The sequence below is a fragment of the Pseudomonas synxantha BG33R genome (assembly GCF_000263715.2).
GTDB classification, from domain to species: Bacteria; Pseudomonadota; Gammaproteobacteria; order Pseudomonadales; family Pseudomonadaceae; genus Aquipseudomonas; species Aquipseudomonas synxantha_A.
In genome coordinates this window covers 2,544,162-2,565,189 of sequence record NZ_CM001514.1, presented here as the reverse complement: position 1 = coordinate 2,565,189, position 21,028 = coordinate 2,544,162, and the positions used below count along the sequence as shown (strand labels likewise).

The 21,028-nt window shown below is 66.3% G+C and carries 14 protein-coding genes; 13 read left to right on the top strand and 1 reads right to left on the bottom strand.

Features of this window, described 5'->3' with window-relative positions; genetic code table 11:
- The first annotated feature begins 36 nt into the window (after positions 1-36).
- The 13 genes from PSEBG33_RS15720 to PSEBG33_RS28705 are packed head-to-tail and all read left to right on the top strand — an operon-like array spanning position 37 to position 19,859.
- Positions 37-5,490 carry a non-ribosomal peptide synthetase gene (locus PSEBG33_RS15720; protein ID WP_005787451.1) on the top strand — a complete coding sequence of 1,818 codons (5,454 nt, stop codon included), beginning with the start codon at positions 37-39 and terminating at the stop codon, positions 5,488-5,490.
- Positions 5,487-7,226, top strand: a complete 1,740-nt coding sequence (locus tag PSEBG33_RS15725) for an ABC transporter ATP-binding protein (RefSeq protein ID WP_005787450.1) — start codon at positions 5,487-5,489, stop codon at positions 7,224-7,226. Before PSEBG33_RS15720 ends, PSEBG33_RS15725 begins: the two co-directional genes overlap by 4 nt.
- Positions 7,223-8,968, top strand: coding sequence for an ABC transporter ATP-binding protein (locus tag PSEBG33_RS15730; RefSeq protein ID WP_005787449.1), 1,746 nt, complete (start codon positions 7,223-7,225; stop codon positions 8,966-8,968). The genes PSEBG33_RS15725 and PSEBG33_RS15730 overlap by 4 nt, the downstream gene beginning before the upstream one ends.
- The gene (locus PSEBG33_RS15735) at positions 8,962-10,065 is read left to right on the top strand and encodes a saccharopine dehydrogenase NADP-binding domain-containing protein (RefSeq protein ID WP_005787447.1); all 1,104 of its coding nucleotides are present in this window, start codon (positions 8,962-8,964) and stop codon (positions 10,063-10,065) included. Before PSEBG33_RS15730 ends, PSEBG33_RS15735 begins: the two co-directional genes overlap by 7 nt.
- On the top strand, positions 10,062-11,090 hold the full coding sequence (locus PSEBG33_RS15740) for a class I SAM-dependent methyltransferase (RefSeq protein WP_005787445.1): 1,029 nt from the start codon (positions 10,062-10,064) through the stop codon (positions 11,088-11,090). The genes PSEBG33_RS15735 and PSEBG33_RS15740 overlap by 4 nt, the downstream gene beginning before the upstream one ends.
- Positions 11,091-11,092: 2 nt before the next feature.
- Entirely contained in the window at positions 11,093-12,769 is a 1,677-nt protein-coding gene (locus PSEBG33_RS15745; protein WP_005787443.1) for a class I SAM-dependent methyltransferase, read from the top strand.
- On the top strand, positions 12,766-13,944 hold the full coding sequence (locus tag PSEBG33_RS15750) for a cytochrome P450 (protein ID WP_005787441.1): 1,179 nt from the start codon (positions 12,766-12,768) through the stop codon (positions 13,942-13,944). Before PSEBG33_RS15745 ends, PSEBG33_RS15750 begins: the two co-directional genes overlap by 4 nt.
- The gene (locus tag PSEBG33_RS15755; RefSeq protein ID WP_005787440.1) at positions 13,941-15,080 is read left to right on the top strand and encodes a Gfo/Idh/MocA family oxidoreductase; all 1,140 of its coding nucleotides are present in this window, start codon (positions 13,941-13,943) and stop codon (positions 15,078-15,080) included. The genes PSEBG33_RS15750 and PSEBG33_RS15755 overlap by 4 nt, the downstream gene beginning before the upstream one ends.
- A complete protein-coding gene (locus PSEBG33_RS15760; RefSeq protein WP_005787438.1) occupies positions 15,077-15,796 on the top strand; it encodes a VOC family protein in 720 nt (239 codons plus the stop codon). Before PSEBG33_RS15755 ends, PSEBG33_RS15760 begins: the two co-directional genes overlap by 4 nt.
- A complete protein-coding gene (locus tag PSEBG33_RS15765; protein WP_005787436.1) occupies positions 15,789-17,387 on the top strand; it encodes a (2,3-dihydroxybenzoyl)adenylate synthase in 1,599 nt (532 codons plus the stop codon). The genes PSEBG33_RS15760 and PSEBG33_RS15765 overlap by 8 nt, the downstream gene beginning before the upstream one ends.
- Positions 17,384-18,130, top strand: a complete 747-nt coding sequence (locus PSEBG33_RS15770; protein ID WP_005787434.1) for a thioesterase II family protein — start codon at positions 17,384-17,386, stop codon at positions 18,128-18,130. The genes PSEBG33_RS15765 and PSEBG33_RS15770 overlap by 4 nt, the downstream gene beginning before the upstream one ends.
- Positions 18,127-18,435 (top strand): isochorismate lyase, encoded by a 309-nt coding sequence (locus PSEBG33_RS15775; RefSeq protein ID WP_005787433.1) that lies wholly within the window; start codon positions 18,127-18,129, stop codon positions 18,433-18,435. Before PSEBG33_RS15770 ends, PSEBG33_RS15775 begins: the two co-directional genes overlap by 4 nt.
- Positions 18,432-19,859, top strand: a complete 1,428-nt coding sequence (locus PSEBG33_RS28705; protein ID WP_005787431.1) for an isochorismate synthase — start codon at positions 18,432-18,434, stop codon at positions 19,857-19,859. The genes PSEBG33_RS15775 and PSEBG33_RS28705 overlap by 4 nt, the downstream gene beginning before the upstream one ends.
- Here PSEBG33_RS28705 and PSEBG33_RS15780 read toward each other — a convergent pair.
- A complete protein-coding gene (locus PSEBG33_RS15780) occupies positions 19,747-20,952 on the bottom strand; it encodes a XylR family transcriptional regulator (RefSeq protein WP_005787430.1) in 1,206 nt (401 codons plus the stop codon). The genes PSEBG33_RS28705 and PSEBG33_RS15780 overlap by 113 nt on opposite strands.
- Positions 20,953-21,028: the final 76 nt, after the last annotated feature.

Here is a 21,028-nt window from a genome sequence, read left to right as displayed (position 1 = left end):
CCCGCGCAACCTGCCCTTATCCCAGGAGCTGCCCCCATGCCCGCCGCCAAACTGTTAAGCGAACTCAAGTCCCTGGGCGTCGAACTCTGGCCCCAGGATGGTCAACTCAAATTCCGCGCGCCCCAGGGCCTGCTCGACGCCGAGCGCCTGGCGCAACTGCGCGAGCACAAGCAGCAGATCCTGCACCTGCTGCAAACCCAGGAGCGGCCCCAGGTGATGGCCGACCCGGCACAGCGTCACGCGCCGTTCCCGCTCACCGATGTGCAGAACGCCTACCTGCTCGGCCGACAGGCTTCGTTTGGCTACGGCAACGTGGCCTGCCACGGTTACCTCGAACTGAGCTGGCCGAGCCTCGACCCGCAGCAGGTCGAACACGCCTGGAACCGCCTGATTGCCCGGCACGACATGCTGCGCGCGGTGATCGCCAGCGAAGGCTCCCAGCGCGTGCTGGCCGAAGTCGCCCATTACCCGGTGGCGGTCGCCGACCTGCGCGGCGCCACTCGTGAACAGCACCAGCACGCCGTGCAGCAGATACGTGAGGCCATGGAGCAGAAGCTCTACCCTACCGATATCTGGCCGCTGTTCGAATTGCGCCTGAGCCGCAGTGACAGCGGCGACACCCTGCACTTCTCCATGGACTCATTGATCGCCGACTGGGCCAGCGCGCAACTGCTGTTCAATGAGCTGGAACAGCTACTGCACGACCCCCAGGCCAGCTTGCCCAGCCTGGACATCACCTTTCGCGACTACCTGCTGGCCGAACGGGGTCTGCTCGAAGGCAGCCGCCACCAACGCGACCGTGACTACTGGCTGGCGCGTATCGATGAACTGCCCCCCGCCCCACAACTGCCGGCGCCCCTGAGCGGCGAAGACACCAGCGTGCCGCGCTTCCAGCGCCACTGCGCGCAACTCCACGCGCAGCCATGGGCAGCCTTGAAAAGAGCCGCCGGCGCCCTCGGCCTCACCCCGTCCATCGTGGTGCTCAGCGCCTACGTCGGCACCTTGCAACGCTGGAGCCAGCAACCCACCTTCAGCCTCAATCTGACACTGCTCAACCGCTTGCCGCTGCATCCGCAAGTGGGTCAACTGGTGGGGGATTTCACCTCGGTCAGCCTGTTGCAGGTCAAGGATCCCCAGGGCCAGGATTTCACCAGCCAGGCACGCCAACTGGGCAATCAACTGTTTGCCGACCTGGAGCACCGGCTGTTTTCCGGCATCCAGGTGATGCGCGAAATCGGTCGCCGGCGCGGGCGTGAAGCGGCGTCCATGCCGGTGGTGTTCACCAGTGCTATCGGCCTGGCGATCGAACCACCGCCTGCCAGCCAGCGACAGGTCGGCCACGGCATCACCCAAACTCCGCAGGTGACCCTCGACTGCCAGGTAATGGACGACGCGCAGGGTTTGCACATCCACTGGGATGTGCGCCAAGGCGTGTTCCCCGACGGCCTGATCGAAGACATGCAGCAGGCATTCGTCGCCGAGTTGCAGTTACTGGCCCTCGACCCGGCCGCCTGGGACCACCCCATGCAAGTGCCGTTGCCGGCCTGGCAACAACGTGAGCGCCTGGCCGCCAATGCCACCGCCGCGCCGCTGCCCACCGGCCGCCTGCATGACGGCCTGCTGAGCATGGCCTGGGAACAGCCGCAGGCCCTGGCAGTGATCGATGCCCACGGCAGCCTGACCTACGCCGCCCTGATGGAGCGTGCCTTGGCAGTCGCTGCTGCCCTCAGCGCCGCCGGTTGCCGCGCCCAGGAACCGGTGGCGATCCTGATGCCCAAGGGCCGTGACCAAGTGGTGGCGGCCTACGGCGTACTGCTGGCCGGCGCCGCCTACCTGCCTCTGGACAGCCATGCCCCGGCCGCCCGCCGCGACCGCGTGCTGCACAGCGCCAAGGTGCGCCACGTGCTCGGCCATTCCCAGGCCCTGCCCCACACGCCATTGCCCGAGGGCTTGCACTGGCATGCCGTGGATCAACTGGCGCTGACCCCATCGGACTTCCCGGCACCGCACGGCAGCCCCGACGATCTCGCTTATGTGATCTACACGTCCGGCTCCACCGGTGAACCCAAGGGCGTGATGATCAGCCATCGCGCCGCGCTCAATACCGTGCAGGACATCAACCGGCGCTTTGCGGTCAACGCCGCCGACCGCGTGCTGGGCCTGGCGCAACTGAGTTTCGATTTGTCGGTGTATGACCTGTTCGGCCCCCTCGCGGTGGGCGGCACCCTGGTGCTGCCCGACCCGGCACGCGGCGCCGACCCGTCGCACTGGGCCGAGCTGGTGCAGCGCCATCAGGTGACGCTGTGGAACTCGGTACCGGCGCAATTGCAGATGCTGGCCCACTACCTGCAAGCCGAGCCGCGCCCCCTGGACAGCCTGCGCCTGGCGTTGTTGTCGGGTGACTGGATCGCGCTGAACCTGGCGCCGCAACTGCACGCGCTGTTGCCGGGCCTGGCCCTGGTGGCCCTGGGCGGCGCCACCGAGGCCTCGATCTGGTCCAACCTGCACCCCATCGGCGCAATTGACCCCGCGTGGCGCAGCATTCCCTATGGCTTGCCGCTGGCCAACCAGGGCTTTCGCGTGCTGGACAGCCAATGGCGCGACGTGCCGACCTGGGTGCCGGGTGACCTGTACATCACCGGCGTAGGCCTGGCCCAGGGTTACCTGGGCGACCCGGCGCTGACTGAGGCACGCTTCCTTGCACACCCGCTCGACGGTCAGCGTCTGTACCGCACCGGTGACCGTGGCCGCTATCTGCCGGGGGGTGAACTGGAGTTCCTCGGCCGTAACGACGGCCAGGTCAAGATCCGTGGACATCGGGTGGAACTGGGCGAAATCGACGCCGCACTGCTCTCCACCCCGGGCGTGGACAGCGCGGTCAGCCTGTTCAGCGACGAACTGCTGGCCTTCGTCACGCCTGCGCGGGCCGAACCCGAACCGCTACCCGGCGCGCCGTTGCTGACGGCGGTGCAGCGCTACGCCGACAGCCAGGTCGGCAGCTTTGACCCCCAACAGGTACGCGACTATCAGGCGGACCTCAGTGGCGCAGCGTTGAGTTCGATGCTGGACGTGATGCTCAAGGCCAATCTATTCAGCGGCGCGTGGGCCGAACCGGATGCACCCACCATCCTGCAGGCCCTGCAAGCGCAGCCCCGCCATCACTGGCTGGTGCGGCGCTGGCTCGCGGCCTTGTGTGACGCGGGCCTTTTGCACGGTGAACAGTCCCGCTATCGCCTGCTCGACAGCGCGCCAAACCCGGCGCTGGCCTGGGGCCGGGTGGAACAGGCGGTCGCGTCCGGGCTGTGCAGCCAGACGCTGCTCGACTACCAGCTCAATCACGTCGGGCAACTGCAGAAACTGCTGCGCGGCGAGGTCAACCCGTTCGACCTGTTGTTCCCTCAGGGCGAGCAAAACCTGGCATTGCAGCTGTATGGCGGGGATGCCGTGTCGCGCTACAACAACCACAGCATCGCTGCGCTGATCAACCGCCTTGCTACCCACCACGAAGGCGACGGCCCGCTGCGCATCCTCGAAATCGGCGCGGGCACCGGCGCTACCAGTGCGCCGGTGATCAGCCTGCTCGATGGGCTCGAAGTGGATTACCTGTTCACCGACATGACCGCGTTTTTCCTGCCGGCGGCCAGGCAACGCTTTGCCGACCACGCCTGGGTGCGTTATGGCGTGCTGGACATCGATCAGCCCATCCGCCCTCAGGGCCTGGCCAGCAACAGCGTGGATATCGTGCTGTGCGCGGGCATGCTCAACAGCGTCAAGGACATCGACAACGCCCTCGGCCAGATCACCGAACTGCTCAGCCCGGGTGGCTGGCTGGTGTTCAGCGAGCCAACCGGCGAATGGCCGCCGATTCTGCTGACCCAGGGCTTCATGATGACGCCGTCAGGCAGCGATCACGACCAAGGCCGCAGCGGCTTGTGCAGCGCCGACACCTGGCGTGAGCGTATCCAGGCATTCGGCGGCGAAAGCCTGCCGACCCTGCCCCACGCCGACCACCCGCTGGCGGCCCTGGGTATGCAGGTGTTCGCCGCACGCTTCAAGGCCGGGCTCCAGCGCCTGAGCGTCGACAGCCTGCGCCGCGCCCTCGCGCAACGCCTGCCAGACTACATGCTGCCGGCGCACCTGCAAGTACTCGACCGCCTGCCCTTGACCGCCAACGGCAAGGTCGACCGCAAGACCCTGGCCAACTGGCGCCCCGCCGTGGATACCCAAGCCGCCAGCAGCGAGCAGGTACCCAGTGACCCACTCACCGCGCAGCTGTGCCAAGTGTGGGCCGAGGCCCTGGGCCTGGCGCAGATCGGCGCCGACGACAGTTTCTACGAAAAAGGCGCCGACTCGCTGATCCTCGCCCGGGTCGCCGGCCAATTGCGCGAACAACTGCCCCAGGCGCAACGCGTGAGCTACGACACCCTGTTGCGGCAGATGCTCAACGAGCCGACTGTCAGCGCACTGGCGCGCCTGCTCAGCCATGGAGAAAGCGCACCGTCTGCGGTCAAGCCCGGCGATTCCCAGCGTTCATCCAACAGCAACGCCCTGGTAGTGCCCTTTGGCGGCGGCGACGTCGGCCCGGTACGGGTGATGTTCCACGCGGCCCTCGGCACCCTGGATTATTTCCAGCACCTGGGCCGTTCACTCGCCGCTCAGCAGGCCGGCCCGGTGATCGGTTTTGCGGTGGCCGACACCGCGCAGTACCTGGCCCTGGAACCCAAGCGCCTGATTGAAAGCGTGGCCCAGGACTACGCCGAACGCTTGATCGCCGACGGCCATCAGCGCTTCCAGTTGATCGGCTACTGCCTGGGCGGCCTGCTCGCCACCGAAGTCGCCCGGCGCCTGCTGGAACGTGGCATGGAGGTGGTAGACCTGAGCCTGATCGACAGTATCCCGATGTTTATCGACACCGACGAAGAGCTGGCCTACGAGGCTATCTTCGTGCCCAACCTCAACCTGGACCCGGTAAAGACCGTGTTCGGCGCGCATATCGAAGACTACGACGTGTACCGCGCCATCGACCTGCTGATGGCCCGCGACAACCGCCGCGTACCCGCCGGGGCCATGGCTGCCTTGGGCGGCGACCCGGGCCTGGACGCGCTGGCATTGGCGGTGCAGCAACAGTCGGCGCGCAGCCAGGAAGAACGCCTGGCCGAGTATGCACGCCTGGCGTCCGGCCAGGCCGGGGTGCCCATCGGCCCGGAGCTGGTGCCCACGCTGTTCCGCGTATGCCGCCACAGTATGCGGGCGGCACGGTTCGATCCGCCGCCGTTCCTCGGCAACATGACCTACCTGCGCTGTCTGGAGCAGCAATCGTTCGGGATCACCGGCGGCGTCGGCCACCTGGCGGCGCCGTTCTGGGAGGACGCGTGCCTGGGCCAATTCAACCTGATCGACGTGCCGGGCAACCACTTCAGCGTCATCGAGCCACCCCACGTGCACACCGTCACCGCGCACCTGCTTGAGGCCCTTCGGAAAAACTCATGAGCACCGCACTCGATACCCTCAAACGCCCGGTCAACCGCCTGATCCGCCTCGGTGTGGTATTCGCCGCCGTCGGCGCACTGGTCAACCTGGTGCCCTTTATCGGCCTGACCGAACTGGGCCGCTTGCTGCTGGCCGGCAATGCCCACAGCCACACGTTGTGGCTGTGGGCGGCGCTGGTAGTGGTCGCCCTGAGCCTTGGCTGGATGGCCAGCGGCGTCGCGCTGTGGCTGACCCACCTGGCCGACCACCGCCTGCAATCGAGCTTGCGCGAAGCCATGGTGCGCAAGCTGGGGCGCGTGCCGCTGGGCTGGTACACCGACACCACCTCCGGCGCGGTGCGCAAAGTGGTGCAGGACGACCTGGAAGACCTGCACCACCTGGTTGCCCATCACGCAGTGGAAGTGACGGCGGCGATAGTCACCCCGCTGGCAGGGCTGATCTGGTTGGTCACATTGAACTGGCGCCTGGCGCTGTTGGCGGTGCTGACCCTGCCGATCTACGCGGTGGCCTACAGCCTGATGATGCGCGGCTTCGGCGCCAAGATGCAGTTGCTCGACAAGAGCATGACCCGGGTCAGCGCGGCGATTGTCGAGTTTGTCCACGGCATTGCCGTGGTCAAGGCGTTCGGCCAGGTGGGCCAGGCCCATCGCAGCTATCAGCAGGCGGTCGACCAGTTCAGCACGCAATACGCTGGCTGGGTGCGGCCGCTGCTGCGCCTGGAAGCGTTTTCATCGATGGCCCTGAGCGTGCCGGTAATTCTGTTGGTGAGCCTGGGGGTGGGCAGCCTGTTGCTGGCCCAGGGCTGGATTACAGCGCTGGAGCTGTTCGCCGAAACCCTGGTAGCCGTGGTGATTCCGCAGTCGTTGCTGGTGATCAACCAGAGCCTCACCGCCCAGCGCACTGCCCTCGCGGCCGCCGACCGCATCGAGGCGCTGCTTGAGGTTGAGGAACTGCCTACGCCCAAGGTGTGCAGGATGCCCCAGGGCAGTGATATTCGTTTTGAACAGGTGCAGTTCGGCTATGACCCCGAGCACCTGATCCTCAATGGCGTCGACCTGCACTGCCCGGCAGGCAGCGTCACCGCGCTGGTGGGTGCCTCCGGCGCGGGCAAATCGACCCTGGCCAAATTGGTGCCGCGCTTTCACGACGTCTACGCCGGGCGGGTCTGCGTGGGTGGTGTGGATGTGCGCGAGATTGACCCGCGCCAGCTGTATCAACACGTGGGCTTTGTGTTGCAGGACGCGCAACTGGTGCACGGCACCGTTGCCGACAATCTGCGCCTGGGCCGCCCCGAGGCCAGCGATGCCGACGTCGAGGCAGCGGCACGCTCCGCGCAGATTCATCAACGCATCCGCGCCCTGCCCCGCGGCTATCAGTCGGTGATCGGCGAAGACGCGATTTTTTCCGGCGGTGAAGCCCAACGCTTGTCCATCGCTCGCACGCTACTGGCCGATACGCCGGTGCTGATCCTCGATGAAGCCACCTCCCACGCCGACCCCGAGTCCGAAGCGCTGATCCAGGATGCCCTCTCTGCACTGGCCCGCGGCCGCACGGTGCTGGTGATTGCTCACCGTCTGGCGAGTATCTGCGGCGTCGACCAGATCGTGGTGCTCGACCAGGGCCGCGTGCTGGAAAACGGTACTCACGAGCAATTGCTGGCGGCGAACGGCACCTATGCCCGCCTGTGGCTTGCCGGCACCGAAACCACCGCCCCCGACCTGGAGATGTCCTTGTGATCCGCAGCCTCGTGACTTTATTGGGCCCGGCCCACGCCGCACGCCTGTACCGCTACCTCGCCTGGCTGGTGACCAGTGCCGTGTTGCAAGGGCTGGCCGTGGCGTTGCTGGTGCCGATCCTGCACGCGCTGTTTGCCGGTGACCTGCACCGCGCGTCCCTCTGGCTGGCTGGCCTGGCGGCGATGGTGGTGCTGACCTGCATCGCCCATTACCAGCAGGCCATGAAGGGCTTTGCCCTGGCGCTGCTGGTGTTGACCACCTTGCATGACCGCCTTGGCCAGCACCTGGTCAGCCTGCCGCTGGGCTGGTTCAACTCCGAGAAGGTCGGGCGCCTGTCGCGCAGTGCCACCAGCGGCACGCTGATGGTCACCGGCTTGTTTGCCCATTACCTGGGGCCGGTGGTGTCCGGCGTGGTGGTGCCGGCTACCGTGGCGCTGACCCTGTTCGTGTTCGACTGGCGCTTGGGCCTGACCGCCGCATTGTGCGCGCCGCTGATCTACTTCACCCATCACTGGTCGGCCGCCGCCATCGGCAGCAATGATGCGCGCGTGGAAGCCGCCGCGACTCTGGCCGGTAACCGCGTGGTCGAGTTCGCCCGCTACCAGCCAGTACTGCGCGCCTTTGGTCGCACCCAGGACGGCTACGCGCCGTTGCAGGCCGCCAACCTGGCGCAGAAACACGCGGGCGGCTCGATGCTGTCGCAGACCTTTCCGAAGTTGCTGGCCGGTGGCCTGACCGTACAACTGGCGTTTGCGTTGCTGGTGGGCGTGGGCATCGCCCTGGCCGCCCATGGCGAAATCGACGCCATCCAGTTGGTCGCCTTGCTCGCGCTGGCGGCACGTTTTGTCGGGCCGCTGGCCGAAGCGGCGGCGCGCAGTGGTCTGTTACGCATGGCCGCGAACGACCTGGAGCAACTGGTGGGTATCCTGCGTGAGCCGCCGCTGCCGGAGCCCGCGGTGAGCCAACCGCTGACGGCACCCGGCACCCTGGCCTTCGACAAGGTCAGCTTCGGGTACCCCAGCGGGCCAAAGGTGCTGCATAACTTGACCTTCAGCGCACCGGCGCATTCGATGACCGCGATTGTCGGCGCCTCGGGCTCGGGCAAAACCACCGTCACCCGCTTGTTGATGCGCTTTTTCGATGCCAGCGAGGGCAGCGTCAGGGTTGGCGGCGTGGACGTACGCGAGCTGTCCAACGCAGCGCTGATGGCGCAGTTGTCCCTGGTGATGCAGGACGTCTACCTGTTCGACGACAGCCTGGAGGCCAACATCCGCGTCGGCAGCCCGGACGCCAGCGCCGAGCAAGTGGCCGAAGCGGCGCGATTGGCCGGTGTGGATGAAATCGTCGCGCGCCTGCCCCAGGGTTGGAACACCCCCGTAGGCGAAGGCGGCGCGGCGCTGTCCGGCGGCGAACGCCAACGGGTATCCCTGGCCCGGGCCCTGCTCAAGCGGGCGCCCATCGTACTGCTGGATGAAGCCACGGCGGCCCTCGACCCGCACAATGAAGCCTTCGTGCAGACGGCGATTCACGCCCTGATGCAAAACGCCACAGTACTGGTGATCGCCCACCGCCTGCCCACCATCATGGCCGCCGACCAGATACTGGTGCTGGATGAAGGCCGATTGGTGGAATCGGGGACGCACGCACAATTACTTGCTCAAAACGGTCGCTACGCCGGGTTCTGGCATGACCGCCAGCGCGCCGGCGGCTGGCGCTTGAAAGCCGAGGCGCAGCCATGCTGATCGGGGTGTTGGGCGCCAGTGGCGACGTGGGACTGGCCAGCGCCAAGGCGTTGTTGACGCTGGGAGTGAACAATCTGCGCCTGGGCGGGCGCGATGCCGCCAAGGGCGCGCACTGCGTGCAGGTTCTCCAGCAGCAATGGCCCCAAGCCCGTTTGCAATGGGCCGCAGTGGACTTCAACGATGCCCAGGCTTTGGCCACCTTCGCCCGTGGTTGCGCTGTGCTGCTCAACTGCGCGGGCCCCTCGTGGCGCATGCAGGACCGTGCCGCGCTGGCAGCGTTGCAGGCCGACGCCCATTACGTTGACGCCGCCGGTCATATGCACCTCGACCCAGCCCAATGGTGTGGCCGCTGCGCGATATTGGGCGCAGGCCTGCAACCGGGGCTCACCGGCCTGCTGCCGCGCTGGCTGGCCGAGCAGGAATTCACCCAGGTGCGCAGCCTGACCAGCTATTTCGGCTTGCGCGATCACTTTACCGCCGTGGCTGCCGACGACTTTTTGCACGGTGCGGTGGACGGCAGCAGCGAACCGCTGGCGGCCTGGCAACACGGGCGTCGCAGCCGCGCACTGCGGCGCCGGCGCGAGGTGTCGGTGCCGTGTTTTCCCGGCCCGGTCCACCTGCTGCCCTACCTGAACCTTGAGGGTGAACGCCTGGCCATGGACCTGAACCTGGACATCGGCCAGTGGTTCAACGTGATCACCGACGGCTACGTGCTCAAGGCGTTTGACCAGGCTCACGGTTTGCCAAGGGCAGAAGCGGTGCAGCGCTTGTGCGAAGCCAGCCGCCTGGACCTCAGCGGCCAGGCGCCCTTCGTCACCCTGCTGCTGCAACTGGAGGGCCTGCACGATAGCGAGGTCCGGACCCGCAGCCTGGTGCTCAGTGGCGCAGGCAATGCGGCGCTCACCGCAGCCATGGCCGCGATCACGGTGATCAGCGTGATGGAGGGTGAGATCAGCGCCGGCTGCCATGAAGCGGCCCAGGCCCTGCCGCCCGCCGCCAGCCTGGAGCGCCTGCTGTGCACCTCGGCGATTCGTAGCCTGAACCTGTTGCACGACCCGCTCGATCAACTGCACGTCGCCCAAGAAGGTTGCCTATGAACACCGCCCTGAACGAGCTGGAACACTTGAGCCTGGGCGTGATGGCCCAGGTGTTACTGCACAGCCATGCGTTGCCGTTGCAGGCGTGGCGCACTGCCGAGCACATCAACCAGGCCCTGGGCACGGCGGCCCGTCATGCCTGGGTGGTACGCCGCTGGCTGGCCGCGTTGACCCGTGCCGGCCTGCTGCACGAGGAAGGTAAACGCCTGGGTTGGCCAGTGCCCCCCGATGACCCGCAAGTGGGTGAACTGCCGCGCCTGTATGCCGCATTGGGCTTTCCAGCCAGCATGGCGCGCCTGCATACCCAAGTGATCGAATGCCTGCCCGACCTGCTGCGCGATCAATTCACCCTCACCCACTTGCTGATGCTTGGCGGGGACCCGGTGAAGGTGATGGGCGCCTACCAGCACAACCACTTCACTGCGGCGGTCAATCACGCTTTGGGCACCCGGGCGCGACAAGTCAACGCCGCTGCCGGGCCGCTGCAGGTGCTGGAGCTGGGCGGCGGCGCCGGTTGCACCACCGCTACGGTGCTGACGGCGCTGCAAGAACGCGAGAAGGATTATCGCTTTACCGACATCAGCTCGCTGTTCACCAGTGCGGCCCAGCGTCAGTTTCGTCTTGAGCCGGGGATGCAGTTCGGCCTGCTCGATCTCAATCGCCGCTTCAGCGACCAGGGCATAGCGCCCCGCAGCCAAGACCTGGTGATTGCCGGCAACGCGCTGCACAACGCCCGCGACCTGCCCGACTGCCTCGGCCAGATCCGCACCAGCCTGCGCGACGGCGGCGCCTTGCTGTTTAGTGAATCCATCGCCGACAACCCGGCGATGCTGACCTTCATGCACCTGTTGCTGTCGCCGCCGGCCGATGCGCCGCTGCGTGCTTGCGATGAAGCCTTCATGGCTGTCGACGCGTGGCGCCAGACCTTGCAGGTCGCAGGTTTTGAGTTGCTGGAGGTATGGCCTGACGCGGGCGAACCGCTCGCTGCTGCGGGGCAGCGCTTGTTCCAGGCCAGAGGAGTTTGAGCATGAATATCGACACCTTGCTGATCGAACTGCCCGCCGGCAAGCACCCCTGGCGCTTGCCGGTCTTTACCGACCTGGGCCTGCATCAACAGGCCCCGGCCCGTTTGCTGGCAGTGCTCGAACGCCAGCGTCCGGCGGTGGTAATGATGAGCGCCGAACAACTGGAGCGTCTGCTGGACTTTCCCGCCCTGGCCCTGAGTGATCTGAGCCATCTGCAACAGCTGTTATTCATCAGCCCCCGACCGGGCGACTGGCAGTTGGCGGAACGGGCAGCGGCGCAGCTCGATTGCCACGTAGAGGGTTTTACCGATGACGGGCGCGACTTGGTCAGCGTCAAGCGTGAGCACCAGCGCTGGTGCCGGCGGGCACTGGAACATCCCCAGGTGAATGCGGTGGCGCTGCACGGCACGACACTGTTCGCGGTGCCCCAGCCGTGCGAACCGGCGACAGTGGACGATCAGTTGGACGCGACCGCAGCCGCCGTCGATCAGCAGTTCAGCGTCACGCAGCTGACCGACGCCGTACAGTTGAACCAGCGCTTGAGCCACGCCGCCTTGCTGTCGATGCTCAATGGCCTGGAGCAGTGCGGCCTGCTGCCCGCACCACTCAACGATGTGGCGCAGAGCCTCGCCAATGCCGGCATAGCCCCCGGCCACCGCCCACTCATCGCACGCTGGCTCGACGTGCTCCAAGCCGAGGATTTGCTGCGCCGCCAAGGCGACCGCCTGCATCCCAACCTCGACGCCTGCGCCTGGAGCGACGCCAGCCTGGAGGGCATCTGGGCACAGTTGAGCCTGGACTGGGCGCGCAACACCGGCGGCAGCGCCACCCTCGATTACGCGCGAGACAACGCTCGCCAGTTGCCGGCGTTGATGCGCGGTGAGTGCGCAGCGGTGCACCTGCTGTTTCCCGAAGGCCGCACCGAACGTGCGGCGGCGTTGTACCGCGAAAGCCTGGCGGCGCAGTACCAGCATCGCGCCGTGGCTCACTGGATTGGCGCCTGGGCTGCGCGCCAGAGCGGCACCGAGACCTTGCGGGTGCTGGAAGTCGGTGCCGGCACCGGTTCCACCACCCAGGCCGTGGTGCCGGCCCTGGCCAAGGTCACGGTGGACTATCTGTGCACCGACGTGTCGCGCTACTTCAGCGAGCAGGCCGCCGAGCGTCTGCACGCCTGGCCGTGGGTGCGCCACGGGGTGTTTGATATCGACCGCCCCGCCCCTGCCCAAGGCTATCGCACCCAGAGTTGGGACCTGATCGTCGCCGGGGGCGTGCTGAATGCCGCCCGCGACACCGAGCGCTCCCTGGCCACCCTGCTCGCCTTGCTCAAACCCGGCGGCTGGCTGGTGTTCAGCGAGCCGACCCAGGAGGAGTTCTGGGTGATGGCCTCCCAGGCTTTCATGCTCAACCAGGCCAGCGATGAGCGCGCGCTGAGCAGCAGTACCTTCCTCGATCTCAACCAATGGCAAACCGCCCTGGCCCGCGCCGGGTTCCAGGGCAATCGCAGCCTGCCCGCCGCCGACCACCCGCTGGCGCCGCTCGGCCATCGTGTGTTCGTCGCCCAAGTGCCCTGCCAACGCTTGAGCCGCGCCGCGCTGGCCGCGCACCTGGAACACCCAGACCTGCACCTGGAACTGCTCGACCGTTTGCCCGACCTGCCTACCGCCAAGGACTTGCCATGACCCCGCTGGCCTACCCTTTCAATGCCTTCACCGACCTGGAGCTCGCCGAGCCTTACCGCCATGCCCAGCAAGCGCCGGGCCTGCTGCGTATCCAGATGCCCATCGGCGCGCCAGCCTGGCTCGCCACCCGCTATGACGATGTGCGCCTGGTGCTGGGCGACCGGCGTTTCAGCCGCAGCGAAGCCTTTCGCCGCGACGATGCCCCGCGAGCATTCCCGCGAATTGCCGGCGGCATCGTGATGATGGACCCGCCGCAACTCACGCGGATCCGCTCCCGCGCCGCCCAGGCGTTTACCCGGCGGCGCGTCGAAGCACTGCGCCCCCATGCTCGGGCCTACGCCCATGAGTTGATCGACCGTATGCTCGCCGCCGGCCCGCCCGCCGACTTGGTGAGCGACTATGCCTTACCGTTGCCCCTGGCGTTGATTTGCGAGCTGCTGGGCGTACCGCTGCAAGACCGTGACCGCTTTAAGGTATGGAACGACTCATTGCTGTCGACCCGCGCCGAAGACGCCGCGTTGACCCAACAGCACTTGGGCGAACTGGCCGAATACATCAAGGGCCTGGTCGCCGAGCGGCGCCGTCAGCCCCAGGACGATTTCATGACCGCCCTGGCCCAGGCCGATGACCAAGGCGAGCGCCTGAGCGAAGACCAACTGCTGCTGTTGTGCATCGCCATTCTCGTCGCCGGCTACGAAGGCAGTGCTTCGCAGATCCCCAATTTCATTCTGGTGTTGCTGGACAATCCCGCACAGTGGCAACAACTCAAGGCCCATCCCGAGCAGATTCCCCAGGCGGTGGAAGAGCTGCTGCGCTATATCCCGCTGGCGTCGGCGGCGATGTTTGTGCATTACGCCCTCGAAGATATCCAGGTGGGTGAAACCCTGGTTCGCCGGGGCGAAGCCGTTTTCGCATCCATCGGTGCGGCCAACCATGACCCGGCGCGCTTTGCCGACCCGCAAACCCTCAACCTGCAACGCGATGCCGGCGGCCATTTCGGCTTCGGCCACGGCCTGCATCACTGCATCGGCTCGGCGCTGGCGCGGGTGGAGTTGCAAGAGGCGTTGCAAGCCTTGGTAGAACGCCTGCCCAACCTGCAACGCTGCGGGCAGGTGCAGTGGAAAACGGCGACGTTCTTTCGCGGTGCCCACTGCCTGCCGGTGACCTGGTCATGAGCCGCGCTCGTCCACGCGTGATCGTCGCCGGCACCGCGTTCGGCCGCATCTACCTGCAAGCCTTGGCTCGAGCCCATGAGCGCTATGAATTGGTCGGTATCCTGTCGCGTGGCAATGCCTATTCGAAGGCCTGCGCCGATCACTACGGGGTGGCGCTGTACGAGGCCGTCGAGCAGGTGCCCGATAGCGTCGACATTGCCTGCGTGGTGGTGCGTTCCGGCGCCACCGGTGGCGTGGGCAGCGAACTGGCCCAGCAGTTCTTGCGCCGTGGCATTCACGTATTGCAGGAACACCCGGTGCATCACCGCGAAATCGCCGCGTGCATGCAGGCCGCGCGTCAGGGCCAGGCGGCCTATGCGGTCAATACGCTGTACCCGAATATCCTTGCGATCCGGCGTTTTCTGGCGGTAGCCGCGTACCTGCGTGAGCAACAAGGGCTGGCCTATATCGACGCGGCCTGTAACAGCCAGGTGGCCTACCCGTTGCTGGATATTCTCGGGCGCCTGGCCGGTGGTTTGCGGCCCTGGGTATTTGCGGCGCCGGCCGCCAGTGTCGGTGCGCAGCCCTTCACCCGGTTGAACGCCAGCTTCAATGGCGTGCCGATCAGCCTGCGCGTGCAAAACCAGGTACATCCCCAGGACCCGGACAACCACTCGTTCCTGCTGCATCGCCTTGAAGTCGGCTGTGAAGGCGGCGTGCTGAGCCTGTGCGACACCCACGGCCCGGTGCTGTGGAACCCACGCCTGCACGCACCACGGGACGACACCGACCGCCTGATCATGGCAGGCAAAGGCAGTGAACGATTGGCCGGGCCGAGCATGGTGGTGCTCGACCCGCACATACCCGCCAGCTATCACCAGGTGTTCAACCAGCTCTGGCCCGATGCGGTCAGCCTCGCCCTGGATGCGCTATGCGCCGACATCGCCGAACCGGCGCAGCGCCTGCGCAGCGGCATATGGGCCACCGAGGTGTCGATGGCCTGGCGTGAAATGAACAGCCTGATCGGCATGCCGGAACTGATTGAACCGCCGATTCCCCGCACGCTGCCGATGACCGAACTGCATCGCTGCGCCGACGCCGTACAGCCGCCAGGCGCTGACCCCAGCGCGCAACTCGTGGGAGCCCTGCCCCTTTGAACACTGCCCAATCCCGTTCGTCCTGCAGCCATGTGCTGCTGTGGGTTCGCGACCTGCACCAGGCGGTGGCGAACTTTCGCGCCGCCGGTTTCGAGGTTATCTACGCCACCGCCGAGGCCCGCGCGCAACACGCGCATATCTGGTTCAGCCACGGGCCGATCATCGAGCTGCTCACCACCCCGCGTCATGCCTGGCTGTTCAAGTGGCCCATCGACTGCCTGGCCGGGCGTGGCGCCGGGCGGCGCATGTTGCGCTGGGCTGCCCAGGGTGAAGGTTTTTGCGACCTCGCGCTGCTCTGCGATGACCTGGCCCTGGCACCCCGTCTGACAAACCTGGCGGCCGGCGGCGTGGCCATGGGCCGGGTGGTGAAGTGGCAACGCACCTGTGCGGACGGCAGCCAGACGCGCTTTCGGTTTGTTTACCCGCGGCATGAGCGTCTGCCGTTTCTGGTCACGCCCTATTCGCCCTCCCAGCACCCGCAGCGACTGATCCATCCCAACGGCGCCACGGGGCTGGCGGCCATTCACCTGGGGGTAAGCCCCGCCGATCACAGCGCCCTCAATTTGCTCGCGGGCGATGACCCGATGTTGCACCTGCAACCCGCCGAATTTACCGGCGTACAGGCGGTGCAAGTCGCCGGCCTGGCGCAACCATTGACGTTACACGGTGCGCAATTGCTGAGCTGCCCGACTGCACATGGAGATAGCCATGCTTGATGGATTCACAGACTGGCCCGAAGATTTTATCCGCCGCTACCGCGAGCAAGGCTACTGGCAAGGCGTGCCACTGGGCCAACTGCTGCATGAGCAAGCCCAGCGTACGCCGCAGCAAGAGGCGCTGGTGGACGGCAACCGACGCTGGAGCTACGCCGAGCTGGACCAACACGCCGACCGCCTGGCCGCCGGCCTCGCCGCGCGCGGGCTGGTCGCCGGCCAGCGCGTGCTGGTGCAACTGCCCAATATCGCCGAGTTTTTCAGCCTGACCTTCGCTCTGTTGCGCCTGGGCGCGATCCCGGTGTTTGCGCTGCCGGCCCACCGCGAACATGAATTGGCCCACTTGGCGCACCTTAGCCAAGCGGTGGCCTATGTGATTATCGACCGGCACCTGGGCTTCGATTATCGGCCCCTGGCGCGCACGTTGCGTAGCCAGGTGTCGAGCCTGCAACAGGTGTGGGTGGTAGGCGTGGCCGAGGAGTTCGTGGCCCTGGCCGACTGCGTCGCCACGCCTCGCCCGTTCCCGGCGCCGGACGCTCGCGATGTGGCGGTGCTATTGCTGTCCGGCGGCACCACTGGCCTGCCCAAGCTGATCCCGCGCACCCATGACGACTATGCGTGCAATGCCCGGCTGGCGGCGCAAGCCTGCGGTTTCGACCGCCACACCCGTTACCTGGCGGCGCTGCCGGTGGCGCATAACTTCCCGCTGGCCTCGCCGGGGGCACTCGGAGTGTTCAGCGTCGGCGCCACCCTGGTACTGGCGCCGGAGCCAAGCCCCGACACCGCCTTCGAACTGATCGAGCGCGAACGCATCACCCACACGGCCTTGATCCCGCCACTGGTGTTGCTGTGGCTGGAAGTGGCGCAATGGTCCGACAACGACCTCAGCAGCCTGCAATGGCTGCAAGTCGGTGGCGCACGCCTCAAGGCCGAGATCGCCACACGCATCCGCCCCACCCTGGGCTGTGGCCTGCAACAGGTGTACGGCATGGCCGAAGGCTTGCTGTGTTTTACCAGGCTGGATGACCCGCAGGCGCTGGTCTTCGACACCCAGGGCCTGCCGCTGACCGCTGCGGATGAGATCCGTATCGTCGATGCCGACGATGTGCCGGTGGCCCCCGGCGACGTCGGTGAATTGCTGGTGCGCGGGCCCTACACCATTCGCGGTTACTACAACGCTCGCGAGCACAACCAGCGCGCCTTTACCGCCGATGGCTTTTATCGCAGCGGCGACCTGGTACGGCGCCTGCCCGAAGGGCATTTGATCGTCGAGGGCCGCAGCAAGGATGTAATCAACCGGGGCGGCGAAAAGATTCCGGTGGAAGAGATCGAGAACCTGCTGCTCGGCCATCCGCTGATCCGCGATGTGGCGCTGGTGGCGCTGGCCGACGAGTTGCTGGGTGAGCGCAGTTGCGCCTGCATACTGGCCCACGGCGCGTCATTGGACCTGGCGTCGATCAACGCCTGGCTGCGCGAACGTGGGCTGGCGGCCTACAAGTTGCCAGACCGCTTGCAGGTGCTGCGCGAGTTTCCGCTGACGCGCCTGGGCAAGGTCAACCGCAAGGCCCTGGCGGAACAGGTACTGGCCTTATGAGCCCGTGGCTGCGTGTATTGCGTGAGGGTCAACAGCCCCGCGCACGCCTGGTGTGCCTGCCCCACGCCGGTGGCAGCGCGAGCTTTTTTCGGCCGTGGCTGGCGCATTTGCCGGGTGACATTGACCTGTTGGCAGTGCAGTACCCCGGGCGTGAAGAGCGCTTCAACGAGGCGCATATCCCGTGCCTGGCGACCCTCGCCGAGCACATCAGCCAGGCGTTGCTGGCCTTGCCTGCGCGGCCCCTGTGGCTGTTCGGCCACAGCATGGGCGCGGCGCTTGCCTATGCCGTGGGCGCACTGCTGGAGGCCGACGGTGTCGGCCCTGACCACGTGTTTGTTTCGGCCCACGCACCGCCGCACCGGCAGCCGTCCAGCGACCTGCATCGCCAGGACGACAGCGCGTTGATTGCCGACATCCTGCGCCAGGACGCCCAGGCCGCCGACCTGTGGGCCAACCCGCAGTTACGCGCGCTGTTTCTGCCGGCGTTGCGCAGCGACTACCAGGCCATCGAAACCTGGCGCCCCGCGAACCTGCAGCCGTTAACGGCACCGCTGGACGTGCTGCTGGCCCGCGATGACGCCGAAGTCAGCCTGGAGCAGGCTAGCGCCTGGGCCGACCTGAGCCGCCATACCCCGGATATCCGCCTGTTCGACGGCGACCACTTTTACCTCAAACATCAGCCGCGACCGGTGATCGACCACCTGTTGCAGCGCACCACCGACCTTCAGGGAGACGCACGATGAAAACCCCGGAACACTGCACTGGCCTTCACGACATTCGCCATGCCATCGACAGCCTCGACAAGCAGATCATCGACGCCCTCGGCCTGCGCATGCAATACGTCAAGGCCGCCTCCGCGTTCAAACCCGACCAGGCCAGCATCGCCGCACCCGATCGCGTTGCGGCGATGTTGCCCCAGCGCCGGCAGTGGGCGCAGGAGGTCGGGCTGGATGGCGAGTTTGTCGAGGGCCTGTTCAACCAGATCATCCACTGGTACATCGCCGAGCAGACGGCCTTCTGGCTACAGAAAAAGAGCCAGTGCGTATGAACGCGGCCGATTTGCTCAAGACCTTCCAGGCCGCGCATCAACGGGCGGTGGCGTACCAGCGCCCCGTTATTGCCGTCAGCGCCTACCCCGCGCCGACGCTCGCGCCCCTGGCACTGTACGAGGCCCATCGCCAGGGTTTCTTCTGGTGCGCGCACTCGCCGGACTTAAGTTTGTTCGGCCTCGGCTGCGCCTGGCAGATCGAAGCCTCGGGGCCCCAGCGCATGGCCGAAGTGGATCGCCAATGGTTCGCACTGTGCGCCGATGCGCTGGTGGACGGCCCGCATCCGCCCTTGCTGCTGGGCGGTATGCGCTTTGATGAGCAGCAGCCCTGCGCATCCCATTGGGCGCCGTTTGCCGATGCCAGTTTCCACCTTGCCCACTGGTTGCTCAGCGAGGACAGCCACGGGCGCTGGCTGCGCTGCCAGCGCGTGGTCGAGCCCGGCAGCGATCCTGCGGCCTTGGCGCAAGCAAGCCTGGCCGCCCATGAAAAACTGCTCAACCCAGCCACCCACGTTGCCCCCGCCCCCCATGTGGTGGAACGCGTCGCACTGCCGCGGGATCAATGGCAGGCCAAGGTCGACACCGCCTTGCACGTCATCGCCCGGGGTGACTTGAGCAAGGTGGTGCTGGCGCGGCATATCGACCACCACCTGGACGCCGCGCTCGACACTGGCGCGGTGATGGGCCGCCTGCACGCTCGGCGCAACGCCTCGCACTTGTTCGCGATTCACCGGGGCGAACACTGCTTCATGGGCGCCACACCCGAGCGGTTGCTCAGTTGCGAGGCGGGCCGTCTCACCACCCACGCCCTGGCAGGCAGCACCCGTCGTGGGTGCAAGCCCAATGAAGATCAGGCGCTGGGGAAACGTTTATTGGCCGACCCGAAAGAGCAGCACGAGCATCGACTGGTGGTGCAGACCATTACCCAAGCCTTGGGTGACAAGGTCAGTGACCTGCACGCCGCGCCGCACCCCAACTTGCTGAAACTTGCCACCGTGCAGCATTTGAGCACGCCCATCACCGCAAGGCTCAACGCCGGCAAGCGCCTGCTGGACGGTATCCAGGCCTTGCACCCTACCCCCGCAGTCGGCGGTCTACCGCGCGCGCCTGCGCTGGATTTTATCCGTGAACACGAAGGCTTTGATCGGGGCTGGTATGCCGCGCCAGTGGGCTGGCTGGACGCCGAGGGCAATGGCGATTTTCTCGTGGCCCTGCGCTCGGCGCTGATCACCCCCAGGCACTGCCACGCGTTTGCTGGCTGCGGGATTGTCGAGGGCTCGCTGCCGGCCAATGAGTACGAAGAAACCCAGATCAAGCTGGCAAACATGCAACAGGCGCTGCAACTGGCCTGCCCTGCTGATACTGACGTGGCGTACAGCCAAACTCGCGGCGAAACACCGTATGCAAGTACTGCGCAGAGGTGAAGCCGCAGCGGGCGGCGATGTCGGCGATGGCCAGGTCCTGGTTCTCCAGGCCCTTGGCGGCGGCCGCGAGTTTGAAGCGCAGGATTTCGTCATGCACGCTGCACCCACGCACTTTGCGAAAGTGCGCTTCCAATGACGAGCGTGAGACCCCGACATAGGCGGCGACCTGGTCGGTCTTGATCCCCTGGCACGCGTACTGACGGATAAACAGCAATGCCTGCATCACATAAGGGTTGCCCAAGGGCTGATGCAGGCTGGAGGCCTGCACGTTGATCGCGTCCGGCGGCACCAGCACCTGCGTGCCGGTGCAGGGCTTGCCGTGCAGCATCTGATGCAACAAGGCCGCGGCAGTACGGCCCATGGTCTCGGTGCCCTGGATCACCGAACTCAGCGGCACCCGCGTCAGGGTGCGGGTCAGCGGGTCGTTGTCGATCCCGATCAGCGCCACCTCCTCCGGCACCGCAATGCCCGCCGTCAGGCAAGCTTGCAACAACTGCCGGGCGCGGGCATCGGTGACCGCGATAATACCGATGGGCTTGGGCAGGCTGTGCAGCCAGGCAATCTGCTGCTCCACCGCGCTGTCCCACAACGGCGCACTGGTGCCCAGGCCACGATAGATCTCCACCGGCAAACCATCGCGTTGCACCAGGCCGCGAAAGGCTTTCTCACGCTCCTGCGCCCAGCGATTGGCCTGGGCTTCGGGCAGGCTGAAACAGGCAAAGCGCGTCAGCCCGGCCTCGATCAAATGCTCGTAGGCCAGCTTCATCAAGGCGTAGTTATCGGTGGCGACATAGGGAATGCCCTTGGGGTACGCGCTGACGTCCTCGTAAGATCCCCCCACCGCCACCACCGGTATCCGACTCCCGGCCAGCGCCTCGCCAATCAGCGGGTCATCGAAGTCGGCAATGATGCCGTCTCCCTGCCAACGCTCGATACCGCGCAGACGGCAGAGAAAATCCTCTTCCAGGAACAGGTCCCAGGAAGCGCGGGTGCTGCTCAGGTAATTGCCGATACCGGTGATGATGCCGCGGTCGTAGATTTTGCTGCCGTTGAAGAGCAAGGCGATGCGGTGCACGGGCGGTAGGGTTTTCATTGTTTTTGTCCTGGGGCCGGTGGGTGCAGATTAGACCTCGCTGTGCAAAATCGCACTACACCTTGGTGATTTTCAT

Excerpts from the sequence above, each read along its gene's own strand:
- PSEBG33_RS15735 (WP_005787447.1), top strand. The coding sequence starts at position 8,962 with ATGCTGATCGGGGTGTTGGGCGCCAGTGGCGACGTGGGACTGGCCAGC.
- PSEBG33_RS15745 (WP_005787443.1), top strand. The coding sequence starts at position 11,093 with ATGAATATCGACACCTTGCTGATCGAACTGCCCGCCGGCAAGCACCCC.
- PSEBG33_RS15755 (WP_005787440.1), top strand. The coding sequence starts at position 13,941 with ATGAGCCGCGCTCGTCCACGCGTGATCGTCGCCGGCACCGCGTTCGGC.
- PSEBG33_RS15770 (WP_005787434.1), top strand. The coding sequence starts at position 17,384 with ATGAGCCCGTGGCTGCGTGTATTGCGTGAGGGTCAACAGCCCCGCGCA.
- PSEBG33_RS15725 (WP_005787450.1), top strand. The coding sequence starts at position 5,487 with ATGAGCACCGCACTCGATACCCTCAAACGCCCGGTCAACCGCCTGATC.
- PSEBG33_RS15780 (WP_005787430.1), bottom strand. The coding sequence starts at position 20,952 with ATGAAAACCCTACCGCCCGTGCACCGCATCGCCTTGCTCTTCAACGGC.
- PSEBG33_RS15740 (WP_005787445.1), top strand. The coding sequence starts at position 10,062 with ATGAACACCGCCCTGAACGAGCTGGAACACTTGAGCCTGGGCGTGATG.
- PSEBG33_RS15750 (WP_005787441.1), top strand. The coding sequence starts at position 12,766 with ATGACCCCGCTGGCCTACCCTTTCAATGCCTTCACCGACCTGGAGCTC.
- PSEBG33_RS15720 (WP_005787451.1), top strand. The coding sequence starts at position 37 with ATGCCCGCCGCCAAACTGTTAAGCGAACTCAAGTCCCTGGGCGTCGAA.
- PSEBG33_RS15775 (WP_005787433.1), top strand. The coding sequence starts at position 18,127 with ATGAAAACCCCGGAACACTGCACTGGCCTTCACGACATTCGCCATGCC.
- PSEBG33_RS15765 (WP_005787436.1), top strand. The coding sequence starts at position 15,789 with ATGCTTGATGGATTCACAGACTGGCCCGAAGATTTTATCCGCCGCTAC.
- PSEBG33_RS28705 (WP_005787431.1), top strand. The coding sequence starts at position 18,432 with ATGAACGCGGCCGATTTGCTCAAGACCTTCCAGGCCGCGCATCAACGG.